1 protein-coding gene is annotated in these 225 nt (G+C 58.2%); it reads left to right on the top strand.

All coding sequences use genetic code 11. The features are described 5' to 3' along the window. Positions 1-225, top strand: a 225-nt coding sequence (locus EXE42_RS20040) for a hypothetical protein (RefSeq protein WP_206750791.1), incomplete at both ends; no start/stop codon positions are given.

The following is a 225-nucleotide window of genomic DNA, read 5'->3' as shown; positions in this document are numbered from 1 at the left end:
AACACCGGTCTCTCGGACATCAAGACCTCCTCGGCGGTGCGGTTCGACCACAAACTTCAGGGCGCGGCGTACAAACACGCCTTGGAGTCGACGGGTGACGTGTCGGTCGATCGCTGTGAGGTGATTCGGCTCTATCCCGACGACGAGGTCGTGGAGGTTAGTTCCTCCGAGGACTGGGACCGCTCTCTCCGTGGCCTTGAATACGAATTTTTAGGTCTTTGTGAC

Source organism: Halorubrum sp. SP3 (assembly GCF_005435195.1).
Classification (GTDB): Archaea; Halobacteriota; Halobacteria; order Halobacteriales; family Haloferacaceae; genus Halorubrum; species Halorubrum sodomense.
Note: the sequence above shows the minus strand (reverse complement) of the source record. Positions and strands in the feature narration are given on the sequence as shown.